At 64.2% G+C, this 3,145-nt stretch carries 3 protein-coding genes and 1 pseudogene; 2 read left to right on the top strand and 2 right to left on the bottom strand.

The window, feature by feature from the left end; genetic code table 11:
- A pseudogene (locus EN781_RS29505) lies at positions 1-366 on the top strand (Ppx/GppA family phosphatase); the annotation flags it as partial.
- Entirely contained in the window at positions 366-1,058 is a 693-nt protein-coding gene (locus EN781_RS29500; RefSeq protein WP_126054988.1) for an RlmE family RNA methyltransferase, read from the top strand. The pseudogene EN781_RS29505 and the gene EN781_RS29500, both read left to right, overlap by 1 nt.
- A 159-nt stretch (positions 1,059-1,217) precedes the next feature.
- On the opposite strand, the gene EN781_RS29495 is transcribed toward EN781_RS29500, so the two are convergent.
- Positions 1,218-2,639, bottom strand: a complete 1,422-nt coding sequence (locus tag EN781_RS29495; protein WP_126059093.1) for an MFS transporter — start codon at positions 2,637-2,639, stop codon at positions 1,218-1,220.
- 157 nt (positions 2,640-2,796) lie between these two features.
- On the bottom strand, positions 2,797-3,145 hold a 349-nt coding region (locus EN781_RS29490; protein ID WP_210213508.1), incomplete at its 5' end, for a hypothetical protein.

The following is a 3,145-nucleotide window of genomic DNA, read 5'->3' as shown; positions in this document are numbered from 1 at the left end:
GTTCTCGCCAGTCCGAAATTCCACTTGCTCGGCACCTCGGGCACGGTGACGACGCTCGCCGGCGTCCATCTCGAACTTGAGCGCTATGACCGCCGCCGGGTCGACGGCCTGTGGATGGACCGGCAGAGCGTCGACCGCATGGTCGAGAAACTGGTCGGCTGGGATTTTCAGCAGCGTGTCGCCAACCCTTGCATCGGCGCCGACCGCGCCGATCTCGTGCTCGCCGGCTGTGCCATCCTGGAGGCGATCCGCGGAGTCTGGCCGTCAGAGAGGCTGCGCGTCGCCGACCGGGGCCTGCGCGAGGGCATCTTGAGTGAGCTGATGGCCGATGACGGCGTCTGGCGCAGCGACGGGCGGGGTCGCTAATGGCAAGGAAGCCGGAAAAGCCGGGTGGCGGCATTCGGGTGCTGAAGACCCGGATCAAGAAGAAGAGCGGCCTGAAGGAATCCTCGCGCCGCTGGCTCGAGCGCCACATGAATGATCCCTATGTGCAGCGCTCGAAAGCGGACGGATTCAGATCCCGCGCTGCCTACAAACTGATCGAGATCGACGACAAGCACCATCTGCTGAAGCCGGGCATGAAGGTGATCGACCTCGGCGCCGCCCCCGGGGGCTGGTGCCAGGTGGCGGCCGCGCGGACGAAGTCGACGGCGGAGAACCCGCATGTCGTCGGCATCGACTATCTGGAAATGGACGCCGTGCCGGGCGCCCCGGTGCTGCTGATGGATTTCCTCGACCCCGAGGCGCCGCAGAAGCTGTCGGAGGCGCTTGGCGGCCAGCCGGACGTCGTCCTGTCGGACATGGCGGCGCCCACCACGGGCCATCGCCGCACCGATCACCTGCGTACCATGCATCTGTGCGAAGTGGCCGCCGATTTCGCGCTCTCGGTGTTGAAGCCCGGCGGGCACTTCCTCGCCAAGACTTTCCAGGGCGGTGCGGAGAACGAGCTGCTGTCTGTGTTGAAGCAGAACTTCCGCTCGGTCCACCACGTCAAGCCGCCGGCCTCGCGGGATGAATCGGTGGAGCTCTATCTGCTGGCGAAGGATTTTAAGGGCTAGCGCCTTTCCCCTCTCCCCTGTGGGAGAAGGTGGCCGCGCAGCGGTCCGGATGAGGGGTAATCCGGCTTGGCAAAGACGGCGATCCGTGGCGCACCCCTCAACCGTCTCGGCGCCGCGCGCCGATCCACCTTCTCCCACAGGGGGAGAAGGAGTGGCGCTTCACTCCCCCGGCGACCTCGCCGGTTCCAGCGTCTTCGGTGTTGCCAGCCTGCCATGCCCCGACACGGCGTTGCCGGCATCGGACGCCAGCCGCATGAACGTCAGCGAAGCCACCGCCGACACCGCCGCCACGATGAAAAAGGCGACATGGAAGTCGCTGAGTGTCAGCGGCCCGCCATGAATCGACGTCGAGACTTCCAGGATACCGCCGGCCAGCGCCACGCCGAGCGCGATCGACAGCTGCTGGAACACCGCCGTGATCGGCGTTGCCTTGCTGGTATCTTCGGCCGACACCTCGGCATAGGAGAGCGCGTTGACGCCGGTGAAGAACATCGAGCGGATGAAGCCGCCAACCAGCAATATGACAAGCATCAGCGCATAGGGCGTTTCGGGGGTGAACAGCCCATAGATGGCGATCGACCCGGCCGCGATCAGCGAGCCCGAAATAAGCACCCGGCGGAAGCCGGCAAGCCTGAAGATCAGCGCGGTGACGAATTTCACGCCGATGGCGCCGATCGCCGAAACGAAGGTGATCATGCCCGACTGGAATGGCGTCAGCCCGAAACCGATCTGGAACATCAGCGGCAAAAGGAACGGCACCGCGCCGATGCCGATGCGAAACAGCGAGCTCCCGAGCACCGAGGAGCGGAACACCTGGTTGCGGAACAGATCCAGCGCAAGCAGCGGATTTTCAGCGCGCCTGGCATGCAGAAGATAGAGCACGCCCGACACCAGCCCGACCGCCACGGTGATGAAGCCGGCGATCGGCGGCAAGGCCGGCAGGCTGACCACCGACAGGCCGAAAACGACGCCCGATGCCGCAAGCCCGCTCAGCACGAAGCCGGGGAAATCCAGCGGCGGCGTCTCGGCGGGCTCGGTCTCCGGCAGGAAGCGGGTGGCGAGCCAGATGCCGATAAGCCCGATTGGCACATTGATCAGGAAGATCCAGTGCCAGGTGAAGTAGGTGGTGATGAAGCCGCCGATCGGTGGACCGACGAGCGGTCCGACCAGGGCCGGCACGGTCAGCCAGGACATCGCCGCGACCAGCTCGCTCTTCGGCGTGGCGCGTACCAGCACCAGGCGGCCGACCGGAGTCATCATCGCGCCGCCGATACCTTGCAGGAAGCGCGAGACGACAAAGGCCGGCAGTGAATTGGATATGGCGCAAGCCACCGAGCCGACGATGAAGACGCCGATCGCGGCGCGAAAGACGTTCTTGGCGCCGAACCGGTCCGCCATCCAGCCGCTGATCGGAATGAAGATCGCCAGTGACACCAGATAGGCGGTCAGCGCCAGCTTGAGCGCGATCGGGCTGGTGTGGATGTCGACGGCGATCGCCGGCAGCGACGTCGCGATCACGGTCGAATCCATGTTCTCCATGAAAAGTGCGACCGCCAGGATGAGCGGGATGATGCGGTTCAAGGGAACGCCCTGATTTGTCTTCACGAATCTGGAGCCTGGCTTGGGGGCGAGCCGGCATGCCCGGGCGGTTATCACGCATTGGCCCGAGTGTCGCATTAAATTGCTGTCACTTTTGCGCGACCGCAACCCCTGGTGGCCATATGTCATCGGCATCAGGTCAGTCGAGCCAATCAACGTTCCGACGCAACCCTAGATCAAAATGTAACAGGGTGCCCCGTCGAGCACCCGCCCGCGCCGGCGAAGAGATCGAGCATTCACCGGTTCTGATCGCTGTGCCGCCGCCACCCAAAAAGCGGGCAATTGCGATCAGGTCATGCGACCGCAGTCCTTCGTGGCCGCCATCAGGGGCAACCCAGCACTTGCGATGACATGCAATCATCGTCTTTTCAATGTCATCGCGACGTGTTACCAGCCAGCGCCAATCCTGAAAGGGAAGAAACGAGTCGGCGCTGTCCATAACGGTCCAGCGCTTTTTTGTATTCCCCAGGCTTTTTCGTGTTCGAAGG

Source organism: Mesorhizobium sp. M4A.F.Ca.ET.090.04.2.1 (assembly GCF_003999085.1).
In the GTDB taxonomy this organism is placed as follows: Bacteria; Pseudomonadota; Alphaproteobacteria; order Rhizobiales; family Rhizobiaceae; genus Mesorhizobium.
Note: the sequence above shows the minus strand (reverse complement) of the source record. Positions and strands in the feature narration are given on the sequence as shown.